At 70.7% G+C, this 21,993-nt stretch carries 20 protein-coding genes; 11 read left to right on the plus strand and 9 right to left on the minus strand.

Features of this window, described 5'->3' with window-relative positions:
- Positions 1-3 precede the first annotated feature (3 nt).
- Positions 4-1,284 (minus strand): AGE family epimerase/isomerase, encoded by a 1,281-nt coding sequence (locus ACO073_RS19660; RefSeq protein ID WP_421999537.1) that lies wholly within the window; start codon positions 1,282-1,284, stop codon positions 4-6.
- Positions 1,232-2,218 (minus strand): FkbM family methyltransferase, encoded by a 987-nt coding sequence (locus ACO073_RS19665; RefSeq protein ID WP_421999539.1) that lies wholly within the window; start codon positions 2,216-2,218, stop codon positions 1,232-1,234. Before ACO073_RS19665 ends, ACO073_RS19660 begins: the two co-directional genes overlap by 53 nt.
- A 242-nt stretch (positions 2,219-2,460) precedes the next feature.
- Between ACO073_RS19665 and ACO073_RS19670 the strand changes: the two genes are divergently transcribed.
- From ACO073_RS19670 to ACO073_RS19685, 4 genes are read left to right on the plus strand one after another with little or no spacing between them, the layout of a single operon-like run.
- A complete protein-coding gene (locus ACO073_RS19670) occupies positions 2,461-3,732 on the plus strand; it encodes a peptidylprolyl isomerase (protein WP_421999541.1) in 1,272 nt (423 codons plus the stop codon).
- On the plus strand, positions 3,729-4,727 hold the full coding sequence (pdxA, locus tag ACO073_RS19675) for a 4-hydroxythreonine-4-phosphate dehydrogenase PdxA (protein ID WP_421999542.1): 999 nt from the start codon (positions 3,729-3,731) through the stop codon (positions 4,725-4,727). The genes ACO073_RS19670 and pdxA overlap by 4 nt, the downstream gene beginning before the upstream one ends.
- A 13-nt stretch (positions 4,728-4,740) precedes the next feature.
- Entirely contained in the window at positions 4,741-5,568 is an 828-nt protein-coding gene (gene rsmA / locus ACO073_RS19680; RefSeq protein ID WP_421999544.1) for a 16S rRNA (adenine(1518)-N(6)/adenine(1519)-N(6))-dimethyltransferase RsmA, read from the plus strand.
- A gap of 24 nt (positions 5,569-5,592) precedes the next feature.
- Complete coding sequence (locus ACO073_RS19685) at positions 5,593-6,396, plus strand: lysophospholipid acyltransferase family protein (RefSeq protein ID WP_421999546.1); 804 nt, start codon at positions 5,593-5,595, stop codon at positions 6,394-6,396.
- On the opposite strand, the gene gmk is transcribed toward ACO073_RS19685, so the two are convergent.
- The gene (gmk, locus tag ACO073_RS19690) at positions 6,371-7,021 is read right to left on the minus strand and encodes a guanylate kinase (RefSeq protein ID WP_421999548.1); all 651 of its coding nucleotides are present in this window, start codon (positions 7,019-7,021) and stop codon (positions 6,371-6,373) included. The genes ACO073_RS19685 and gmk overlap by 26 nt on opposite strands.
- Positions 7,011-7,895 carry a YicC/YloC family endoribonuclease gene (locus ACO073_RS19695; RefSeq protein ID WP_421999549.1) on the minus strand — a complete coding sequence of 295 codons (885 nt, stop codon included), beginning with the start codon at positions 7,893-7,895 and terminating at the stop codon, positions 7,011-7,013. Before ACO073_RS19695 ends, gmk begins: the two co-directional genes overlap by 11 nt.
- Before the next feature lie 108 nt (positions 7,896-8,003).
- Here ACO073_RS19695 and ACO073_RS19700 point away from each other — a divergent pair, with 108 nt between their 5' ends.
- Complete coding sequence (locus ACO073_RS19700; protein WP_421999551.1) at positions 8,004-8,756, plus strand: SDR family NAD(P)-dependent oxidoreductase; 753 nt, start codon at positions 8,004-8,006, stop codon at positions 8,754-8,756.
- A 15-nt stretch (positions 8,757-8,771) separates the two neighbouring features.
- On the opposite strand, the gene ACO073_RS19705 is transcribed toward ACO073_RS19700, so the two are convergent.
- Together ACO073_RS19705 and ACO073_RS19710 are read right to left on the minus strand one after the other, a co-directional pair.
- Positions 8,772-9,971, minus strand: coding sequence for an acyl-CoA dehydrogenase family protein (locus tag ACO073_RS19705; RefSeq protein WP_421999553.1), 1,200 nt, complete (start codon positions 9,969-9,971; stop codon positions 8,772-8,774).
- A 10-nt stretch (positions 9,972-9,981) separates the two neighbouring features.
- Entirely contained in the window at positions 9,982-10,695 is a 714-nt protein-coding gene (locus ACO073_RS19710; RefSeq protein ID WP_421999555.1) for a VWA domain-containing protein, read from the minus strand.
- A 176-nt stretch (positions 10,696-10,871) separates the two neighbouring features.
- On the opposite strand from ACO073_RS19710, the gene ACO073_RS19715 reads away from it, so the two are divergent.
- Positions 10,872-11,873, plus strand: coding sequence for an SGNH/GDSL hydrolase family protein (locus ACO073_RS19715; RefSeq protein WP_421999557.1), 1,002 nt, complete (start codon positions 10,872-10,874; stop codon positions 11,871-11,873).
- A 6-nt stretch (positions 11,874-11,879) separates the two neighbouring features.
- Positions 11,880-13,118: an alginate O-acetyltransferase AlgX-related protein gene (locus ACO073_RS19720; RefSeq protein ID WP_421999559.1), complete on the plus strand. Its 1,239-nt coding sequence runs from the start codon at positions 11,880-11,882 to the stop codon at positions 13,116-13,118.
- On the opposite strand, the gene ACO073_RS19725 is transcribed toward ACO073_RS19720, so the two are convergent.
- Positions 13,115-14,131, minus strand: coding sequence for an FkbM family methyltransferase (locus ACO073_RS19725; protein ID WP_421999561.1), 1,017 nt, complete (start codon positions 14,129-14,131; stop codon positions 13,115-13,117). The genes ACO073_RS19720 and ACO073_RS19725 overlap by 4 nt on opposite strands.
- A 137-nt stretch (positions 14,132-14,268) precedes the next feature.
- Between ACO073_RS19725 and ACO073_RS19730 the strand changes: the two genes are divergently transcribed.
- Positions 14,269-14,724, plus strand: coding sequence for a thermonuclease family protein (locus ACO073_RS19730; RefSeq protein ID WP_421999563.1), 456 nt, complete (start codon positions 14,269-14,271; stop codon positions 14,722-14,724).
- Between the two features lie 92 nt (positions 14,725-14,816).
- Positions 14,817-16,076 carry an MFS transporter gene (locus ACO073_RS19735; protein ID WP_421999564.1) on the plus strand — a complete coding sequence of 420 codons (1,260 nt, stop codon included), beginning with the start codon at positions 14,817-14,819 and terminating at the stop codon, positions 16,074-16,076.
- On the opposite strand, the gene ACO073_RS19740 is transcribed toward ACO073_RS19735, so the two are convergent.
- Positions 15,991-16,941, minus strand: coding sequence for a division plane positioning ATPase MipZ (locus tag ACO073_RS19740; RefSeq protein WP_421999566.1), 951 nt, complete (start codon positions 16,939-16,941; stop codon positions 15,991-15,993). The two genes, ACO073_RS19735 and ACO073_RS19740, sit on opposite strands and share 86 nt — an antisense overlap.
- A gap of 26 nt (positions 16,942-16,967) precedes the next feature.
- Positions 16,968-19,094, minus strand: a complete 2,127-nt coding sequence (locus tag ACO073_RS19745) for a molybdopterin oxidoreductase family protein (RefSeq protein WP_421999568.1) — start codon at positions 19,092-19,094, stop codon at positions 16,968-16,970.
- 46 nt (positions 19,095-19,140) lie between these two features.
- Between ACO073_RS19745 and ACO073_RS19750 the strand changes: the two genes are divergently transcribed.
- On the plus strand, positions 19,141-20,337 hold the full coding sequence (locus ACO073_RS19750; protein ID WP_421999570.1) for a hypothetical protein: 1,197 nt from the start codon (positions 19,141-19,143) through the stop codon (positions 20,335-20,337).
- 1 nt (position 20,338) lies between these two features.
- Complete coding sequence (locus tag ACO073_RS19755; protein WP_421999572.1) at positions 20,339-21,982, plus strand: AMP-binding protein; 1,644 nt, start codon at positions 20,339-20,341, stop codon at positions 21,980-21,982.
- Positions 21,983-21,993: the final 11 nt, after the last annotated feature.

Below are 21,993 nucleotides of genomic sequence, written 5' to 3' on the forward strand. Positions count from 1 at the left end.
GGTTCAGGCGGTCGGGATCGGCCCGTCTTCCAGCTTGATCGGATGCCCGACCGTCGGAGGGCGAGAGGCGCCCGCTGCAGCCAGCTCGTCGACGGCGCCCACCAGGTGGTAGAGCGTGCTCGCCGGCATGAACTGGCTCAGTGTCCGGCCGTCCTCGTCCCGCCTGTCGATCCAGCCGCCGGCCGGCTGCCGCGTCAGGAACCGCTGCCGCAGGACGGCGGCCAAGGCCGCGGCACGCTCCGCCGCCTCGATGCGGCCGTGGCGGGCCTCGACGACGTGGGCGCGGATCGCCTCGGTGAGCGGCCAGATGCGGCGCAGGCGCCCGGGCCTCGATCCGTCGGCCAGCACCTGGTCGACGACGAGGCCGCCGGAGTCGACGCCGAAGCGGACGGCATGGTCGTACAGCGCGTCGACAAGAGCCTGCACCGGCCGGCCGGTCGCCCCCTCGTAGCGGCGCAGCAACCAGATCCATTCGTGATGATGGCCCGGCTCGACGAGCCGGCCTTCGATGCCATCCGCCGGGTCGAGGCCGGCCGTGAAGTATTCGACCACGACACCCTCTCTGGGGCGGAAGAAGCGCGAGGCGAAGAGCTCGAACAGCTCGTCGACCCAGCGACCGTGCCGTGCCTCCCCCGAGACCTCGAAGAGGGCGAGCGCACCTTCGAACAGGTGCATGTGCGGGTTCTGCCGCCGCGGGCCCGGCGTCTCCGGGAGCTGCTCGACGAATCCGCCGCCCTCGCGCGCCCTCATGCGCGTCTCGATGAAGGCGAGCGTCTCGTCGGCCAGAGCGATCGCCTCGGTCCGGCCGGTCGCCGCGACATGGGAGGCGATGGCCAGCAGGACGAAGGCATGGGCATAGAGGTCGCGGCGCGGGTCCCTCACCGCCCCGCTGGCGTCGATCGAGAACGCCCATCCGCCCTCGCCGTCGCGGGCGTGAAAATCGCGGACCATGGCGGCGAAGCCGCGCTCGGCCACGGGGCCGGCGTCGGCGTACCAGCCGCGCCGGGCCGCCAGCGCGAAGGCATGGACCTGCCGGGCCTGCGACATCAGCCGAAGGGGCGCCTCCGCCAGGGGCTCGCCCTGCAAGGTCAGTCGCTCCGCGAACCGCCCCGTTGCCTCGTCGAACCCCGCCGTCGCCCACAGCGGCAGGGCGGCGTCGGCCAGCCAGTCGACCAGCGCCGTTGACGCTCCATCGAGGCCAGGCCCGGTCCAGGACGTGCGTGAAGGTGCCCTAGAGGGCGGCGACGATGTCGGCAACGCGCTCGCTCGGGATGGCCACGACATTGGCGGACAGCGGATCGCCGTCGCACCGCGCCTCTAGGCGTCCCGTCCTCGGGGAGAACACGAAGATCTCGTAGCCGAATTCGTGGCGCAGCGTGCCGATCAGCGAATCCGCGCAATTGCCCTGCGCCCGCAGCGCCTTGTCGTTGACCTCCAGGAGCATCAGCGGCCGCATCGTTCCCAGCACGGTGGGCGCGCCGGCGATGACCCGGGCCTCGGCGCCCTCGACATCGATCTTGACGAAATCGACGCGCGGCAGCGACAGCCGCGCCGCCACCGCATCGAGCGGCTCGATCGACACGCGCTCGAGACTGGCGCGGACGACGTCGTCGTGAGCGAAGCTGCCCAGCGTGTTGTGGCCGGCATGGACCCCGTGCGCGAGATGCAGGTCGGCCAGTCCGGATGCCGCGCCGATCGCCGCCGGCACGACGGTGACATTGTCGAGGCCGTTGCGGCCGAGATTGCGCTGCAGATGGGCCCGCTCGCGCGAGCTCGGCTCGGCGGCGATCACGCGCCCCGTCGGTCCTACCCGCCTCGCGGCGAAGATCGTGTAGTAGCCGTCGTTGGCGCCGACATCGATGAAGACCATGCCGGGCTTCAGGACCCGGTCGAGGAAGGCGAACTCGTTGGGCTCGAAGGAGCCGCACACGTAGAGGCAGAGGCTGTTGTCGTTGCCGAGCGTCAGGTCCACCGTCGTGCCGCCGTGCCAGCGCACCGTGATCGGCACCGCCAGCTCCTTCTCGCGGGCGGCTTCCCACAGGGCGCCGCGCCGGCAGGCCAGCCAGCGGCGCTGCTCGTAATATTCCTCGGCGAACATCCAGCCCGGCCGCGGCCGCAGCCGCGGCACACCGGGCGCCAGGAACGCGGCATAGCTCGACCCGATGGAGGGAGCATTGACGATCAGCCACCGGCCGAGATTGTCCAGATGATAGCCCACGCCGGAGCAGATTCGGTCCCAGGCGCTGGGGGCATTGATCGATCGGCGAGCAGTCGTCATTCGTCGGATCGTTGCCCCTGTCTTGTCCCTGTCCCAAGCCGTGCGTGTTCGGCTAAACCACTGGCTGGCAAGCGTCAAGCGCGCCCGTATCTTGCCATAGTCCACCGCTAAGGCACTCCACTTCCGTTGCGGCATGAAGGTCGCGGCATATAATGACCAACCCTCTACCAACTGCCGGTGCAATGTCCGCGCTGATTACCCGACTGACGGTGGCACTCCTCGTCGTGCTGCTTCCCTCCCTCGCTTCCGCGCAGGGCCTGCGTGTGCTGGCGCGTGTCAACGACGATGCCATCACCGACTTCGACCTCTCGCAGCGCGTCCTGTTCGCCATTCGCACGACGGGCCTGCAGGACAGTCCCGACCTGCGCCAGCGCATGGCGCCGCAGGTCCTGCGCCAGATGATCGACGAGCGCCTGCAGCTCCAGGATGCCAAGCGGCTGGGGCTCAAGGCGTCCGATGCGGAGCTACAGCAGCGGCTGAACGACATCGAGCGCGCCGCCGGCATGGCGCGCGGCCAGTTCCGGCAATATCTCCAGAGCATCGGCGTCCCGCCCGAGATCGCCCTTCAGCAGATCGAGGCCCAGATCGCCTGGACCAAGATCGTGCGACGCAAGGTCCGTCCCCAGGTCGACGTCTCGGAGGCCGAGATCGACGACACGCTGAACCGCGTGCGGACCAACGTCGGCAAGACCGAGTATCGCGTGGCCGAGATCTTCGTGCCCATCGACCGGGCCGACCTGGCCGACGAGGCCAAGCGCAACATCGACCGCCTGGGCGACCAGGTGCGCCGCGGGGCGCCGTTCGGCGCCGTTGCCCAGCAATTTTCCCAGGGCGCGACGGCCCAGGCCGGCGGCGAGCTGGGCTGGGTCCTTCCCGGCACGCTCGATCCGCAGCTCGATGCGGCGCTCGGCCGGCTGCAGCCGCGGCAGGCGTCGGAGCCGATCCGCACCACCGCCGGCTGGCACATCCTCTACCTGATCGACAAGCGGCAGTTCGCGGCCGCGCGGCCCGACGACGTGCGTCTCAATCTCACCCAGATGACCCTGCCGCTGCCGGTCAACGCCACGCCCGACGAGGTCGCGAGGGCCACGGCCGATGCGCAGAAGGCGGTCGCCGGCGTCCGCAGCTGCAGCGACCTTCACGCCCGCTCGCACGAGCTCAAGGGTGCCACGTCGGGCGATCTGTCGGGCATCAGGGTCGGCGATCTCCAGGCGAACCCGCAGATGTACGAGCAGATCCCCAGGCTCAGCGTCGGGGGGACGGCCGGTCCGTTCCGCGTCGCCGAGGGCCTGCAGGTCGTGGCGCTGTGCAGCAAGGTGGGCAGCGACGGCCTCCCGACCCGGGATGCCATCTCGCAGCAGCTTCTGATCCAGAAGCTCGATGCGGCCGGCCGCCGCTACATGCGCGACCTGCGCCGCCAGGCGACCATCGACATCAAGCAGCCCCAGCAATGAGCCCCGCCGCGCCGCTCGCCGTCACCATGGGCGAGCCGGCCGGGATCGGCGGGGAACTGACCCTCAAGGCCTGGGCGCGGCGCCGCTCCGGTGACCGCCCCTTCTTCGCCCTGGACGATGCCGCACGGCTCGCGGACCTCGCCCTCAAGCTCGGGCTCGACGTATCCGTCCGCGAAGTCGATCGTCCCGCAGACGCCGTCAAGATGTTCGCGTCGGCCCTGCCCGTGCTGCCGGTCCGGCTGCGCGCGCCGGTGCAGCCCGGAAAGCCCGACCCCGCCAATGCGCCGGCCACGCTCGAGGCGATCGAACGGGCCGTGGAGCTCGCGACGGCCGGCCAGATCGCCGGCATGGTCACCAACCCCATCCAGAAGAAAACCCTGCAGGACGCGGGCTTCCGCCACCCCGGGCACACCGAGTACCTGGCCGAGCTGGCGGGTGGCGTCGACGTCGCCATGATGCTCGCCTGCCCCGAGCTGCGGGTCGTGCCGGTTACGATCCACCTGTCGCTGGCCGAGGCTGTGCGCGACCTTGACGCTGACAAGATAGTCCGTGCGGGACGCCTCACCGCGGCCGGTCTCAGGACGCTTTTCGGAATCGATCGTCCCCGCCTCGCCGTGGCCGCGCTCAACCCGCATGCCGGCGAGCAGGGCGCCATGGGCGACGAGGAACGGCGCGTGATCGCGCCGGCCATCGAGACGCTTCGGCGGGAGGGAATCGAGGTCAGCGGACCGGCGCCGGCCGATACGCTGTTCCACGCCGCGGCGCGGACCGCCTACGACGCCGCGATCTGCATGTATCACGACCAGGCGCTGATCCCGATCAAGACCGTGGACTTCGCCGGCGGCGTCAACGTCACCCTGGGACTGCCCTTCGTGCGCACCTCGCCCGACCATGGGACCGCGCTCGACATCGTCGGCACGGGTCGGGCCGATCCGACGAGCCTGATCGCGGGGCTGCGCATGGCCGACGACATGGCCCGCCGGCGCGGCACCTGACCGGCGCGCCGGCATGGACCCGCTCCTGCACCTGCCGCCGCTGCGGGAGGTCATTGCCGACCACGGGCTCGACGCCCGCAAGCGCCTTGGCCAGCACTTCCTGCTCGACATCAACCTGACCCGCCGCATCGCCCGCGCCGCGGCGCCACTGGCCGGCGGCACGGTGATCGAGGTCGGGCCGGGCCCCGGCGGGCTCACGCGCGCCCTCCTGCTGGAGGGAGCGGACCGGGTCGTCGCCGTCGAACTCGACCCGCGGGCGATCGCCGCGCTGGCGCCGCTGCAGGAGGCCGCCGGCGGACGGCTCACCCTGGTCGAGGCCGACGCGCTTTCGGTCGACCTGGCAGCGCTCGGCCCGCCGCCGCGCCGCATCGTGGCCAACCTGCCCTACAACGTCTCGACGGCCCTTCTGGTCCGCTGGCTCCATCGGGCCGACGACATCGCCGACATGGTGCTGATGTTCCAGAAGGAGGTGGCCGAGCGTCTGGTCGCGGTCCCCCGCACCAAGGACTACGGACGGCTGTCGGTGCTGACCCAGCATGTCTGCTCGGTCAGCCGGCTGTTCGACATTGCGCCCTCGGCCTTCGTGCCGCCGCCCAAGGTTGTCTCGACGGTCGTGCGGCTGACGCCCCGGCTCCGGGACCAGCGAGCCCCGGACCTCGCGCCCCTGGAGAGGCTGACCGCCGCGGCCTTCGGCCAGCGCCGGAAGATGCTGCGCAGCTCGCTCGCCGGGGCATTTGCCGATCCGACCGCCGTCCTGGGCGGGCTCGGCCTGGCCGCGACCGCCCGGGCCGAGGAGCTTTCCGTCGCCGACTTCACCCGGCTGGCCGAGATTGACAAGTGAGCACTCACTCACTATAGTCGGGGCATGATCCGCTCCCTGGCCTTCAATCTCTATTTCTACACCCTCACGGTCCTGACGATCCTGGCCGGCCTTCCCCTGCTGGCGATCCCGGGGCCAGCGCCGCTGCGCGGCCTGCTCCATCGCTGGGCGCGCGCCGTCGTCTGTGGCATGCGCGTCATCGGCGGCATGAGCATCGAGATCCGCGGCCGCGCCAACCTGCCGGCGCGCGGACCGGTGCTGCTGGCCAACAAGCATCACAGCGAGGCCGACGGCATGGTGCTGGCCGCCCTGATCCCCGGCATCGCCTTCGTCGCCATGCAGGAGCTGTTCCGCGTGCCGGTGCTGGGCAGCCTCCTGCACCGCCTGCAGATGATCCGGGTCGACACGTGCGGCGGCGGCCGCGAGCGCGAGAAGCTCGCCCAGTTCGCCCGCCGCGCCTACGACAGCGGCCGGCATATCGCCATCTATCCCGAAGGCCATCTCATGGCGCCGGGCGAGCGCGAGCGCTACCGCTCGGGCATCTTCTATCTCTATCGCGACCTCGACCTCGCGGTCGTGCCGGTCGCGACGTCTCTCGGCCTGCTGTGGAACCGCCGCGACTGGCGCAAGCGGGCCGGCCGCTGCGCGATCGAGTTCCTGCCGCCGATCGCGACTGGCCTCGACAAGGACACCTTCATGCGCCGGCTCGAGGACACGATCGAGGCCGCCAGCGACCGGCTGATCGCCGAGTTCTCCGGCCGGCCCTGCGTGCCCTCGCAGCTCGTCCTGCGCTCGCAAGGCCAGACCGGCATCGGACAGCCGGTCAGCGCCCCTCGCGCAGCCCTTTGACGAACACCGAGAGGCCGACCTGGCGCTCGCGCTTCAGACGCTCGGCCGTCAGGATCGCCTTCAGGCTGGTCAGGCTGGTGCCGATGTCGCTGTTCACCACGACGTAGTCGTACTCCGCCCAATGACTCATCTCGTCGGCCGCCTTCATCATACGCAGCGCGACGGTATCCTTGGAATCCTGGGCCCGCGTCAGGAGCCGCTTCTCGAGGTCGCGGGTCGACGGCGGCAGGATGAAGACCGTGACCAGGTCGGCCCGGCCCTTGTCGCGCAGCTGCTGGGTGCCCTGCCAGTCGATGTCGAACAGGACGTCCATGCCGGCGCCCAGGATCTCGTCGACCGGCCCCCGCGGCGTTCCGTAGTAGTTGCCGAACACCTCGGCATACTCGAGGAACTCCCGGCGCTCGATCATGCCGCGGAAGGTCGGCGGATCGACGAACCGGTAGTCGACGCCGTCGCGCTCGCCCGGCCGCTTCTGGCGCGTCGTGCACGACACGCTCAGCCGGATCTGGTTGTCGTTGTCCAGGAGCTGCCGCGACAGCGTGGTCTTGCCCGCCCCCGACGGCGAGGACAGGACCAGCATCAGCCCGCGCCGCTGGATCGCCGAGGTGCCGTTGTCATTCGACATTCTGGACCTGCTCCCGCAGGCGCTCGATGGCGCCCTTCAGATCGATGCCGATGCGCGTCAGCTCGATGTCGGCGGACTTCGAGCACAGCGTATTGGCCTCCCGGTTGAACTCCTGGCAGAGGAAGTCGAACTTGCGACCGACCGGATTCTGCGGCTGCGCCGTCGCCAGCAGCGTGCGCGCCTGGGCGATATGCGCGGCGAGGCGGTCGAGCTCCTCCCGCACGTCGGCCTTGCCGACCAGCAGCGCGACCTCCTGGGCGAAGCGTTCCTCTGACAGCGCCGGCGCGCGCTCGAGCAGTTCCCCCAGCTGGCTCTCGAAGCGCGCCCGGATGATGCCGGTCTGCGCGGCCGCCCGTTCGGCCGCGCGCCCGCACAGTTCCTCGATCTCCGCGACATGCCGGTCGATCACGACGGCGAGCGCCTCGCCTTCCGCCGCGCGCGCCGCGGCCAGCGCCTTCAGCACCTCGTCCAGCGTGCCCGAGATCGCGCGGTCCAGCGCCGACAGCGCATCCTCGCTCTCCGCGCCGACCTCCTCCTCCTCGATCACGCCGCGGACCCGCAGCAGCCCGTCGGCCGACGGCGCGGCGGCGCCCGTGGTCCGGCGGACCTCGTCGACCATCCCTGCCAGCTCGGCCAGCAGGGCCCGGTTGATGCGCAGCGGATTGCCGCGCTGCTCGCTCGCGATCGTGAGGGTGAGGGAAACGTTGCCGCGCTTCAGGCGGCCGCCGACCGCGGTGCGCGCCGGATTCTCCAGACGGTCGAAGCCCGCGGGCACGCGGCAGCGAATCTCGAGGTTCCGACCGTTGACGCTACGCGCTTCCCAGACCCAGCGCCGCCGTTCATCCGCTCCCTGCGCCCGGGCGTATCCCGTCATGCTCGCGATCAAAAAAGACTCCCCGATACCCGCCACTGGCTGCGCCGCGGCGCGGCACTCTAGTATCCGGTCCCGTCGCATACAACGCGCCCGCCCGAAGGTTATCCCATGAAGCGTTTCACCAGCATCGTCATCACCGGCGCCTCGAGCGGAATCGGCGAGGCCCTGGCCGTCGACTATGCCGGCCCCGGCATCGCGCTTGCCCTGACCGGCCGCGATCGCGAGCGCCTCGACGGCGTCGCCGCCGCCTGCCGCGCCAGGGGCGCCACTGTCGTCGCGGAGACGGTCGACGTCGTCGACCGCGCCGCCTTTGCCGACTGGCTGGTCGCCTTCGACGACGCCCATCCGGTGGATCTCGTGATCGCCAACGCCGGCGTGTCGATCGACAAGGACAATTCGTCGCTCGGCGACTTCTCGATCATCCGCAAGACCTTCGACATCAACGTCGGCGGCGTGCTGAACACGGTCGAGCCGCTGCTGCCGCGGCTGCAGGCGCGCCGGCGCGGCCAGATCGGCATCGTTTCCTCCCTCGCCGGCTTCATCGGCCTGCCCTACTCGGCGTCCTACAACGCCTCCAAGGCCGCCGTGCGGGTGTGGGGGGAGAGCATCCGCTACGTGCTGCGCAAGGACGGGATCGGCGTCAGCGTCATCTGCCCGGGCTTCGTGGTCAGCCGCATCACCGCCAGCGCGCCCTTTCCCATGCCGTTCATGATGAGCGGCGCGAAGGCGTCGGCGATCATCCGCGCCGGGCTTGCGCGCGACCGCCCGCGCATCGCCTTCCCCTTTCCCACCAAGGCGGCGGTCTGGCTCGGCCAAGTGCTGCCCGGACGGTTGACCGCGCGCCTGCTCGGCGCCGCCTGAGCGAGCCCGTCGCGATCAGGCCGGAGGCAGCGTCACGTACGGCGAAGCGGCCACCGTCCAGCGGGCCGGCGGCTCCTGCCGGAAGATCTGCCGCAGATGGACCTCGTCGGGCCCATCGGCGATGCGCAGCAGACGGGCCATCGCGAAGGCGCGGTGGATGGGCACGTCGTCGCTGCCGCCCATTGCGCCGAAGATCTGAATCGCCCGGTCGGCGACGCGCTGGGCCATCTCCGGCACGGCGACCTTGGCCATCGACACGTCGCGCCACGCCGCCTGGTGGCCCTCGGCGTCGAGCCGCTCGGCCGTGCGCAGCACCAGGAGCCGCGCCTGCTCGACGTCGATGCGCGAGCGGGCGATCGCCTGCTGGGTGGCGTCGTAGTCGATCACGGCGCGGCCGAAGGCGCGGCGCTCGGCGGCGCGCGCCATCATCAGCTCGATCAGCACCTCGCAGGTGCCGATGGCCCGCATGCAGTGGTGCAGGCGTGCCGGACCGAGCCGCACCTGCGCGGCGGCGAAGCCCTCGCCTTCGGCCCCCAGCAGATTCTCCGCCGGCACGCGCACGTCCTCGAAGGCGAGCTCGGCGATCGGCGCGATGCTGTCCTCCCAGCCGAGGAAGCGCAGCTCGCGCACGACGCGCAGGCCCGGGGACGGCATCGGAACGATGACGCAGGAATGCCGCCCGGTGCGCGCCGCCTCCGGGCGCGACACGCCCATGACGATGACGAAGGCGCAGTCGGGATGGGCGGCGCCGGTGATGTACCATTTGCGCCCGTTCACCACCCACGACCCGCCGTCGCGGCGCAGGGTCGTGGCGATGTTGGTGGCGTCGGACGAGGCCACGTCCGGCTCGGTCATGCCGAAGGCCGACCGCATCCGCCCGTCCAGCAGCGGCTGCAGCCAGCGCTCGTTCTGGGCTGGCGTGGCCGCGTGCTGCAGCATGATCATGTTGGGCACGTCCGGCGCCTGGCAGTTGAACACCTCGGGCGCCCACGGCAGGCGGCCGGTGATCTCGGCGATCGGCGCGAAGGCGCGGTTGCTCATCCGGTCCGGCAGGCCGAGGTTCCACAGGCCGGCCGCCCGCGCCCGGTCGCGCAGGCCGGCGAGGAACGGCACAGGCCCGCGCCGGTGGGCCACATGCTCCGACCAGGCGCGATGGCGCGGCAGGATCTCGCGATCGAAGAACGCCGCGACCTCGGCGGCCAGGGTGTCGGTCATCGATCCATCGTCACTTCATCTGGCGGGTCAGGAGTGCGGCCGCCCCGCCCTGCTGCTGACCGTATTTCAGGAGCGCCGACCGGCCGCCGGCGGCATAGGCCGCGACCGCGCCCAGCAGGCGCTTCAGCTGCTCGGGGCTCGACCGGTCGAACACGCAGTGCGCGCCGCCGGTCAGCTTGGCAATCTGCGGAAAGAGGCGCGAGGCCACGCGGTCGTTGCCCTCCTGGAAGACGAATACGGGAAGGCCGATCAGGCCGAGCTTCCCGGCCTCGTGGCCGATCTCGTCGACATCCTCCTCGCAGCAGTCGCCGACGAAGACGACGGCATCGACGCGGCTCTCGCGCCGCTGCTCGGCGGCGTAGCGCAGCAGCCGCGCGATCTGGGTCCGCCCGGCGAGGCAGCGCACGGCGCCCATCAGGCGGGCGAGCTCGCGGCCGTCGCTCGTCCAGCGGCTCACCTTGAACTCGTCGAAGCCGCGGTAGAAGGCGAGCCGAACCTCGAGCCCGCCGATCTCGCCGGCCGCCAGGAACATCTCGCCCTGCTGGGACGAGGCGAGGTCCCAGGTCGGCTCGCGGCTCGCCGTCGCATCCATCGCGAACAGCAGCCGCCCGCGGCTCGCGTCGCCGGATTTCGGCGGCAGGCGTGCAACTTCGCGCGTGAAGGCATCCACCGCCGAGGGGGCGCCGGCGTCTCCGGTACTGGGTAGGTCGGGTTTCCTGGCCACGTCTGTCCGCTCAGCCTCGAACGCCATGCAAGGAAAGAAGCACTACCTTGTCAATCGGTTGTGACGCGAGGGCGCACGCCCGGTGCCGGTGACGCCGCGGACGGGACAGGCTATGAGAGGCGCCCATCCTCCGGCCGCCGGGCCGCTTCGACCGGGTCTTCCGACGACAACGATCAATGAAAGTCGCGTTCAACATCTGCCTGATCCTCGCTGCGTCGTTCATCTGCCTGCTTGGCTTCGAGGCGCTGACCCGCCTGGTTCTCGACGACGGCATGCTCTACGAGCTCGAAATGTGGAAGTACGCGCGCGAGGTCAAGGTGCGCGACCTGCAGCCCGACCTCGGCCATCGCCACCGGCCCAAGGCCGACGCCCAGCTCATGGGCGTCGACGTCCGCACCGATTCGCACGGTCTGCGCGGCGCCGAGATCCCGGCGACCACGCAAGAGGGCGTGGCGCGCATCGCCTTCGTCGGCGATTCGACGACCATGGGCTGGGGCGTCGCCGAAAAGGACACGTTCGCCCGCCAGGTGCTCGACCTGCTGGCCAAGGCCGGCCGCAAGGTCGACGGCTTCAACCTCGGCGTCGGCAACTACAACACGCTGCAGGAACTGACGCTCTTCAGGGAGGTCGGCGCGGGGCTCAAGCCGGACGTGGTCGTGCTGTCGTACTTCATCAACGACGCCGAGCCGATGCCCAACTACGCCGAGAACGGCTGGCTCACGGAGCATTCCGCCGCCTGGGTGGTGCTGACCTACCGCGTCGATTCCGTCTTCCGCCAGTTCGGCGACGTGCCCGACTGGCGGCACTACTACCGCAACCTTTACGAACCCAAGGCGCCGGGCTGGCTGGTGACCCAGAAGGCGCTGGCCGACTTCGCCGTCGAGGCGAAGAAGATCGACGCCAAACTGCTGGTGTTCAACATCCCCGAGCTGCGCGAGCTCAAGCCCTATCCCTTCGCCGACATCACCGACAAGGTGCGCAAGGTCGTCGAGGCCCAGGGCGTGCCCTTCTACGACCTGCTGCCGGGCATGGAGAACCTCGATCCCCGGACGCTCTGGGTCACGGTGCCCGACCCGCATCCCAACGCCAATGCCATGACCGCGATCTCGAAAGACATGGTAGCGCGACTCCTGCCCGTGCTCGACGAGCTCTGCCGCACCAAGGGCAAGGGCTGCTGACCGGCCGTGGCCGCGGGAACAGCGAGAAGGCGCTGGTTCTGGGCGGTCTACGCGGTCCTGCTGGCCGGCCTCACGCTTGCCTGCATGGAGGCGGCCGCCTCGTTCCTGGTGCCGTCCTGGCCGGCGCGCGACATCCGGCCGATCGCCGTTACCTCCACGCCGACCATCACCTACAATGACTGGGCGCTGCGCGACCGCCCGCGCACCTTCCCGTGGCCGCCGGGCGTTCGCTTCCGCTCGGTGCTCGTCGGCGACAGCTTCCTCGAGGGTGCCTTCGTGCGGGCGCCGCTGTCGGCCTTCGTCGAGCAGCGCTGGACCGACGCCGGCCACACCGGCATGGAGGCAATCAACTTCGGCGTCTCGGCCACCGGACCGCCGCAGTACTATTACCGCATCCGCGACGTCGCGCTGAGGCTCGAGCCTGACGTCATCCTGCTGGCCGTCTATGCCGGCAACGATTTCCTGGCCGAGCCCTACGGACGCTGGATCCCGCCAGCGATCGCCGAGCTTCCCCTGCCCTCGCTGCTCGGCGCCGTGGCGCCGCGCAGCACCTGGTTCGTCGTCAACCGGCTCGGCCTCTCCGAGTTCGGCGGCGCCAACAAGCCGATCGAGGGCGAATTCGAGCAGCTGAACGCCTGGCTCGAGCTGCCGCCGGCCGAGCGCCTCGACAGGCTCGCCGGCCACATGCACCGCCACTACTTCCCGAAGCTGCCGGAGGCGACGATCCGCGAGATCCTGTCGCGTGGCGGCGAGCGCTTCTGGGCGGCCTTCGACAAGCGGCGGAAGGATCCCGAGTTCCTCGCCGGCTGGCTGCTGTCCGGCATGATCGACTGGGAGACCGGCACCTGGACGATGCCGCGCGATGCCGCCGAAGCCGACCGGCTGGACGGCAGGCGCATGGTCGACGAGACGCTGAGCTGGCTGGTGGCCGCCCACCGGCTGGCCGCGGCCAACGGCGTCAGGCTGATCGTCGCCCTGATCCCGGTCGGGACCGTCGATCCGGACTATGTCGACTTCTGGCGGCCATGGCCCAAGTACTTCAGCACCTCGCTCAGCGCCGATGCCCGCCATCGCGCGCTGGCGGCGGCGCTCGGCCGCTCGTCCGTGCCGTTCATCGACCTGCGCGACGTCCTCGCGGGCCGGCGGGGCACCTACAGGATCGCCGACGGCCACTGGACCGAGCGCGGCACCGAGATCGTCGCCGACCGCGTCGCCCGCGAGCTCCTGAAGCTGGCGCCGAACTAGGTCGAGGGAACGGCGACGATGTTGGCCGACGGGCTGCCGTCCGGCGCCATCGGCACGACCTCGCCCGTGCTGTCCGAGAAGACCTCGATGCGGTAGCCGAGCTCCCGCAGCGTGGCGAGCAGGGCATCGGTGCTCGCCCCCTGCCCCTTCAGCGCGCCGTCGTTGGCCTCGATCAGCAGGATCGGCCGGTGCGCCGCGAGCAGGGCGCGGCCGCCCGACAGGACCTTCACCTCGGCGCCCTCGACGTCGATCTTGATCACGTCCACCTTGCCCAGGGCCAGTCGCGCGGCGAGGGCATCGAGCGTCTCGACCGCGACCTCCTCGACCGCCACGGCATCGACATCGTCGTAGGTGAAGGCGCCCAGCGTGTTGTGACCGCCATGCAGCCTGGCGGCGATCTGCAGGCGCGCCGATCCCGGCCGGTCGGCCAGCGCATGCGGCACGACGGTGACGTTGCCGATGCCGTTGCGGCGGAGATTGGCCTCGAGGCTGGCGCGCTCGCGCGAGCTCGGCTCGACGGACACGACGCGTCCCTGGCGGCCGACCCTGCGCGATGCGAACAGGGTGAAGAGTCCCTCGTTGGCGCCGATGTCGACGAAGGTCATGCCCGGCCGCACCACGCGGTCGAGGAAGGCGAACTCGTTGGGCTCGAACGAGCCCGCGACGAACAGGCACAGGCTCTGGTCGTTGCCCAGCGTCACCTCGACGCGCGTGCCGCCGTACCAGGCGACGGTGAGCGGGAAGACGAGCTGCCGCTCCAGCGCGAACTCCCACAGCGCACCGCGGCGCAGCGCCATCCACCGGCGCTCGACGAAATACTCGCAAGCGAAGGTCCAGCCGGGGAAGAGGCGCGGCCGCCCGCGCCGGCCGGCCAGGACCCAGGCATAGACCCGGGCAGCCGCTGGCGCGCGCACGAGAAGCCGTCGCCCCATGTCGTCCAGATGCTTGCCGATCTTCCAGCAGCGGTCCGCCCACCATTTGCTGAGACCGGTCGTCGAAGCGGCGCTGTTCATTGAAGGATGCAGAGTTGTTTGGAGGCCTCGACCAGGGTCGCGGGGACCCTAGCAGAGAGACGAATGCATTGCCTCGCGCGATTTAGTCCGTATCTTGCGACGTGACTCGCAAGCCGTCGCGCGGGTCGGGGAGGCCCTTGGGCACCGCACGTCTCATCGCTGCCGTCTCGCTCGTCGGGCTGTCGCTGCCGGCCGTCGCCCAGGACGCGACCGGCTCCGATGTCGTGCGGCTGAACGGCGCGACCTGGCGGCTGCACGGCATAGAGCTTCCCGCGCCCGGCCAGACCTGCGCCGACGGCTGGAAGGCGGGCGAGGCCGCACACAAGGCGCTGGACGAGATGGCCGCCAGCCGCAAGCTCGACTGCCGCAACACGGGCAAGGACCAGTACAGCCGGCCCGTCGCGACCTGCACCCTGGACGGCGAGGATCTGGGCACGCTGCTCGTGCGCCGGGGACTCGCCTGGGCGTCGCTGCGCCGCACCTGGCGCTACGTCCTCGACGACTGGATCGCCTGGTTCAACGGCGCCGGCGTCTACGGACACAAGTGCGAGTCTCCCGCCGACTGGCGCGCCCACCACAAGAGCGGCGGCTGAACTAGCGCCTCGACGCGGCACGTTTCGATGCTTTGACGCCATGGCGGCGCCCGCCTAAGGTTCGCGCCGCGCCACGCGCCAACAAACGAAGCATGACCGGAAACGCCCCGACCGTCGCAACGCTGTTCCTGCGGGTCTTCCTGCCGTTCGCGTTCGCCTATTTCCTTTCCTACATCTTCCGCGGCGTGAACGCCGTCATCTTTCCGTACCTCGAACGCGACGTCGGCCTGTCGGCGGGCGATCTCGGCCTGCTCACCTCGGCCTTCTTCCTGTTCTTCGCCGGCTGCCAGCCCGTGCTGGGCGTCATGCTCGACCGCTACGGGCCGCGCCGCGTGCAGACCTTCCTGCTGGTCATGGCCGCGGCCGGCTCGGCGCTGTTCGGGCTCAGCCTCTCGCTCGGCGAGCTGGTGGTCGCCCGCGCGCTGATCGGCCTGGGCTTCGCCGGCGGGCTGATGGCGGCAATCAAGGCGATCACGCTCTGGTATCCGCCCGAGCGCTGGGGCCTGATCACCGGCTTCCACATGATGGCGGGCGGGCTGGGCTCGATGGCCGCGACCCTGCCGGTGCAGTGGTCGCTCTCGGTGATGAGCTGGCAGGGACTGTTCTTCTGGCTGGCCGGCGTCTGCCTGCTCACCGCCGCGATCCTGTTCACCGTCGTGCCCGACCGCGCGGCATCGTCGTCCGGCGGCACGCTCGGCGAGCAGTTCCGCATCACCGGCACGGTGCTGACCAACGGCTTCTATTGGCGCATCCAGCCGCTGCTCTCGATCCAGCAGCTCGCCTTCATCGGCTGCATCACGCTGTGGATCGGCCCGTGGCTGCGCGACATGGGCGGCATCGCCGACAAGGAGGCGCGGGCCGACATCCAGCTCTGGACCACCGCCGTGATGACGCTGGGCTTCGCGCTGAGCGGCGTCGTCTTCGGCGCCTTCCAGCGCATCGGGCTGAGCGGCTTCGCCACGGCCGGGATCACCAGCCTGCTGTTCGCCCTGGTGTGCGGCTGGCTCGCCTTCCTGCCCGGCTTCCATCCGGCGCTCGCCTGGATCCTGTTCGGCTTCCTGGGAGCGCTTCCCATCCAGTACATGCCGCTGATGGTGCAGTCCTTCCCGGCCCACTATGCCGGGCGCGTCAGCACGTCGAGCAACCTCGTCGTCTTCAGCGTGATCTTCGCCGGACAGTGGGCGATCGGAAAGATCGTCGACCTGTGGCCGCGCACCGCCACCGGCTATGCGCCCGACGGCTACACCTGGGCATTCGGCGCCCTGTTCATCCTGCAGCTTGCTGGTCTGGCGTGGCTGGTTCTGTGGCGGGCTCAGCCGATGGCGCGTCCGCATCTCGTCGCGGCAGATTGAGCGCCGCCACGAGGTCGCGCACCTCCTGCCGGGCCGCGACGTGGCTGAGCGTCAGCGACGGGCTGCCGTCGGCGCGCCGGCCGCTGCCGCGCTTGAGGTCGAGCAGGGTGAGGCCGTTCAGGAACAGCTCCTTGTAGATGACGCGCTCGCTCAGTCCCGCGGCGACGCGGAAGCCGATGCGGCGCGACAGCGAGTCGAGCACCGAGGCCATGTCGCGCTTGTTGCGCGCGGCCAGCGACGACAGGCGATTGCGCATCACCACCCAGTCGACCGGCCGGCCGCCCTGCACGGCGCGGATCTGGCGCTGCTTCCAGACCTGCTCGGCATAGATCGACGGGCGCACGACCTTGAGCGTGTCGGGATCGACGCGCGCCAGCAGGTCGAGGTCGATGAAGCTGTCGTTCAGCGGCGTCAGCAGCGTGTCGGCCCAGGTATGGGCGAGCCGCGACAGGTAGGTGTCGCTGCCCGGCGTGTCGATGACGACGAAGTCGACCGTGTCGATCACCCGTTCGAGCGCCGCCTCCAGCCGGGTGCGCTCGTCCGCCTGGGCCTCGGCGCGCTCGGGCAGGGTCGAGAGCGGCACCGCGGCATGGATCGGCATCGGCAGGTCGATGCCCTTGCGCGCGGCGAAGGCGGTGCGGTTCTCGATGTAGCGGCCGAGCGTGCCCTGGCGGGCGTCGAGGTCGAGCGTGGCGACGCGCGCGCCCTCGCCCAGCAGCGCCACCGCGATGTGCAGCGCCGTCGTCGACTTGCCCGAACCGCCCTTCTCGTTGCCGATCACGAGGACGTGGGCGCGCTCCGGCGCCGGCGTGCTCTGCGCCTGGGCGATGCTGGGATTGGGGGCGGGTCGGAAGTCTTCGTTCATTGCTGCAAAATGAAGATGGAGCGAGGTCACGCCGGCTTGCGGATCCAGACGGCGGTGTCGTGGAACACCGCGCCGCCGTTGGGCCAGCCGGGATCGGCGGAGGTGAGCGCGTTGATGCCCATGCCGGTCTCGAAATTGCGGTTGGGCCAGATGCCCTCGACCACCACGACGCCCCTCTGCTGCCCGGCCCGGGGCCGGCAGTGCACGATGGTGGCGCCGCGGTCGTTGCCGATCTCCAGCCGGTCGCCCTCGGCGAAGCCCAGCGCCGCGCAGTCCTCGGGATTCATCATCACCGTGGGCCTGCCCTCGCGCTTCTGGCTGCTCGCCGTCTCGGTGAAGGTCGAGTTGAGGAAGGTGCGCGCGGGTGCGGCGACCATGCGGAAGGGCCGCTCCGGCGTCGGCCCGTCGATCACGTCGAAATGGTCGGGCAGCACCGGCATCTCCTTGCCGCGCGGGCCCCAGGCCGCCCAGTCGGGCTTGAAGCGGAACTTCTTGTCCGGCCAGACGAAGCCGTCGAGGAAATGCGAGGTCTCGAAGCCGAGATGGAAGTCCTGGCCGCCCTTCCGCCAGTTGGTCTCGGCATCCCACATGCCGGATTCCTTCAGCGATTCGTCCATGATCTCCCACGGGGTCATGTCGAAGCCGCGATGCGTGGCCCCCAGCCTTTTGGCCAGCTCGGCGATCACAAAGTGGTTCTCGCGGCATTCGCCCGGCGGCTCGATCACCGCCTTGGTCACCTGGAAAAAGGTGTGGCCGCTCGCCGTGTAGAAGTCGTCGTGCTCGAGGAACATGGTGGCCGGCAGCACGATGTCGGCGAAGGACGCCGTCTCGGTCAGGAACTGCTCGTGCACGCAGGTGAACAGGTCCTCGCGCGCGAAGCCCTTGTGGACCAGCTCGAGCTCGGGACAGACCATCGCCGGATTGGTGTTCTGGATCAGCATCGCCGTGACCGGCGGCCCGTCCTTCAGCGCCTCCCGGTCGCCGGTCAGGATGGGGCCGAGCCGCGACTGGTCGAGCTCGCGGATCGAGGTATCGACCATGTCGAGCCCCTCGATCAGGGTCTTCTTGATGGGATACATGCCGCTGTGGCCGTAGAGCGCGCCGCCGCCCTTGTGCTGCCAGGCGCCGGTCACCGCCGGCAGGCAGGTCACGGCATGCATGTTGGCCGCCCCGTTGCGCGTGCGGCTGAACCCGTGGTGGCAGCGGATGAACGCGGCCTTGGCCTGGCCGTACAGCCGCGCGAAGGCAACGATCTCCTCGACGGAAAGGCCGGTGATCTCCGAGGCCCATTCGGGCGTGCGCGTGGCGACGTGCGCAGCCAGTTCATCGGGGGCATCGGTATAGCGCCGCAGGTAGTCCCAGTCGGCGAAGCCCTCCTTGAACAGGACGTGCATCACCCCGACCGCCAGCGCCCCGTCGGTGCCGGGCCGCACCGCGAGGTGCATGTCGGCCTGCTCCGCCGTGCCGGTGCGGTAGGGATCGACGACGACCAGCTTCGCCCCGCGCTTCTTCGCGCGCATGGCGTGGGTCATCACGTTGACCTGGGTGTTGACCGGATTGCCGCCCCAGATCACGACGAGGTCGGAATGCTCGTCGATCTCGCGCACGTCGGCGCCGCGCTTGGCGCCGACCCCGGCGATCCAGCCGGTGTCGCTCAGCGTCACGCAGATGGTCGAGAACCAGCGCGAGTACTTCATGGCGTGGCGCAGCCGGTTGATGCCGTCGCGCTGCACCAGGCCCATCGTGCCGGCATAGTAGTAGGGCCACACCGTCTCGGCGCCGTGCTGCCGCGCCTTGGCGATGAACTGCTCGGCGACGATGTCGAGCGCGTCGGCCCAGGAGATCTCGGCGAACTGGCGCGAGCCCTTGGGCCCGACCCGGCGCAGCGGCTTCATCAGCCGGTCCGGATGGTGGATGCGCTCGGCGTAGCGCGCGACCTTCTCGCAGATCACCCCGGCCGTGTAGTCGTTGCGCATCGAGCCGCGCACCCGGCCGATGCGCTTGGCATCGAGACGTTCGACGTCGAGCGCGCAGGTGCTGGTGCAGTCGTGCGGGCATACCGACGGCACGGTGGTGACGCCGGCCTCGCCGCTGCGGGACCGCGCGCGCGCGGCGGTCGACCCGGGCGCGGAGGCATGATCGTCGGGGGACATTCTGGACGCTCCGAGAAAACTGCCGCAGCATACCGTGGCCCCCCGCATGCGAACACCCCACCCCCGTCGCGCAACTGTTGAGGATTTCGCCAGCCTGGCGGCGCTTTCGGCCGACCTGGTCCCGCACGAATCCGACGATCGCGCGGTGTTCGTGATCGACGGGCCGCAGGGGCCGGTCGCGGCCATCGACCTGGTGCGCCATCCCGACCATCTCCAGGTCGCGCATCTGGTCGGTGGCCGACACGAGACGGCCCGCCTGCTGGCCCACGCCGCCGCCGCGGCGCGCGCCATGGGCCTCGCCGAGCTGCGCGGCCCGGTGTTCCCCGGCGGCCGGCGCCGGATACGCAACGGCCCGCTGCAGCGGCTCGCCGACCATGTCGAGGCCGAGGGCGTGCCCTTCGCCCGCGACGGCACCGCGCCGCTCACCCAGACCGTGTACTTCCGCGGCACCTGGGCGGCGTTGGCGCTGCTGGTCGGGCTGGGCAGCGTCTCGGCGGCCGTGTTCAGCGGCCTCGCCGTCAGCTTCGCTCATGTCGCCGTTCCGGCCCTGCTGGCAGCGGCTTCGGTCGCCTTCGCGCTGTGGCAGCTCGGGCTGATCGTCGTGGCCGCGCAGCGCCGCGCCAGCCGCGCCGTCTTCGCCGCCACGGCCGCGCTGGCCGCCGCCGCGATCGTGGCCGTCGGCGCCGTGGTGCGCGACCGCACCGTGCCGCCGCTCGCCGAGCTCTGGAACATCTATACCGGCGATTCCGCGCTCAACGACCTCACGGTCACGGTCGGCCCGGCGGGGCACACGCTCTACGTCGAGGGTTCCTATGGCGTGGGCAGCGAGGCGGCGGTGGAACAGGCGCTCGACCGCCATCCCGGCATCCGCACCGTCGTGCTGGCGGGGCCCGGCGGCCGCGCCTCGGTCGGCGTCGATCTCTTCACCCTGTTCCGCGAGCGGCGGCTGGCGACGCGGGTCGAGGGCGGCTGCGCCTCGGCCTGCACCATCGCCTTCCTGGGCGGCGTCGAGCGCAGCGTCTCGCCCACCGGGCGGCTCGGCTTCCACCGCGCTAGCTTCCCCGGCATGAGCGAGGAGGCGATGTACGGCTCCAACCGCGACCTGCGCCGGTTCCTGATCCTGGGCGCCGGCGTCACCCCGGCCTTCGCCGACCGCGTGTTCGACACGCCGCCCGACACGCTGTGGGTGCCGACGCCGCAGGAACTGCTGGCGGGACGGGTCGTCACCCGCGTAAACCGCTGACATGATCCCCCGCGGCGTCCCCTACGACGAGGCCATGCGCCGGTTCCGCTGGCCCAAGCCGGAACGCTTCAACATCGGCCGCGCCGTCTGCGAGCGCCATCCGCGCCAGGCGCTGGCGCTGATCGTCGAGGCGGCCGACGGCAGCGTGCGGCCCTGGACCTTCGGCGAGCTGCTGGCGGCGAGCTCGCGGCTCGCCAACGCGCTCGGCGCGCGCGGCATCGGCCGCGGCGACCGCGTCGGCGTCTTCCTGAGCCAGGGCGCCGAGCTCACCCTCTGCCATCTCGCCGGCTACCGCATGGGCGCCGTCGTGCTGCCGCTGTTCACGCTGTTCGGCGAGGAGGCGCTGGAGTACCGGCTGGCCAATGCCGAGGCCTCGGCGGTGATCACCGACATGAGCCAGCTGCCCAAGCTGCTGGCGGTGCGCGATCGCCTGCCGCATCTCCGGACCATCGTCGTCATCGGCGCCGGCGCGCACGGCAGCGCCTTCCTCGACTGGGACCGCCTGCTGGCCGCCGCCTCCGACGATTTCCGCACCGTCGACACGGCGGCCGAGGATCCGGCGCTGCTGATCTACACGTCGGGCACGACCGGCCAGCCCAAGGGCGCGCTGCACGCGCATCGCATGCTGCTGGGCTCGATCCCGCCGGTCGAGCAGTGGCTCGGCCACTGGCCGCAGGGCAACGAGGTCATGTGGACGCCGGCCGAATGGGCCTGGATCGCCGGCCTCTACGACGCGCTGTTCCCGGCCTGGTACTACGGCACGCCGGTGGTCGCCCACCGCTTCGCCAAGTTCGATCCCGAGCGCGCCTTCGCGCTGCTCGAGCGGCACGGCGTCGGCGTCGCCTTCATCCCGCCGACGGCGCTCAAGATGATGCGCCAGGTGCACCGCGCGCGCGACCGCTGGCGCTACGACCTGCGCGCGATCTCGACCGGCGGCGAGGCCATGGGCGAGGAGCTGCTCGACTGGGGACGCGAGACCTTCGGCACCACGATCTCCGAAGGCTACGGCCAGACCGAGATGAACCTGATGCTGCTGAACTCGCCGGGCTGGTTCGACGTCCGGCCCGGCTCGTGCGGCCGGCCCTGTCCCGGCCGCAAGGTCTCGATCGTCGACGAGGCGGGCAACCCCGTGCCGGCCGGCACCGAGGGCCAGATCGCCGGCTGGCGGCACGATCCCATCGTCATGCTGGAATACTGGCACAACCCCGAGGCGACGCAGAGGAAGTTCGCCGGCGACTGGCTGCTGACCGGCGACCTCGGCCGCATGGACGAGGACGGCTACGTCTTCTTCAAGAGCCGCGACGACGACGTCATCACCTCGGGCGGCTACCGCATCGGCCCGGGCGAGATCGAGGAATGCCTGATGCGTCATCCCGCCGTCGCCATGGTCGGCGTGGTCGGCATCCCCGACCCGGTGCGCACCGAGATCGTGAAGGCCTTCGTCCAGCTCCGCCCCGAGATCGTCGGCACCGACTCGCTCAAGGCCGACCTCGCGACCTTCGTGAAGACCCGCCTCGCCGCCCATGAATATCCGCGCGAGGTCGAGTTCCTGCGCGAGCTGCCGCTCACCACGACGGGGAAGATCCTGCGGCGGGAGCTGCGCCGGATGGATGCCGAGCGGAAGGCGGGTCCGCGCCCCGCATGAGCATGAGCCGG

The sequence above is a fragment of the Reyranella sp. genome, assembly GCF_965229815.1.
GTDB lineage: Bacteria > Pseudomonadota > Alphaproteobacteria > Reyranellales > Reyranellaceae > Reyranella.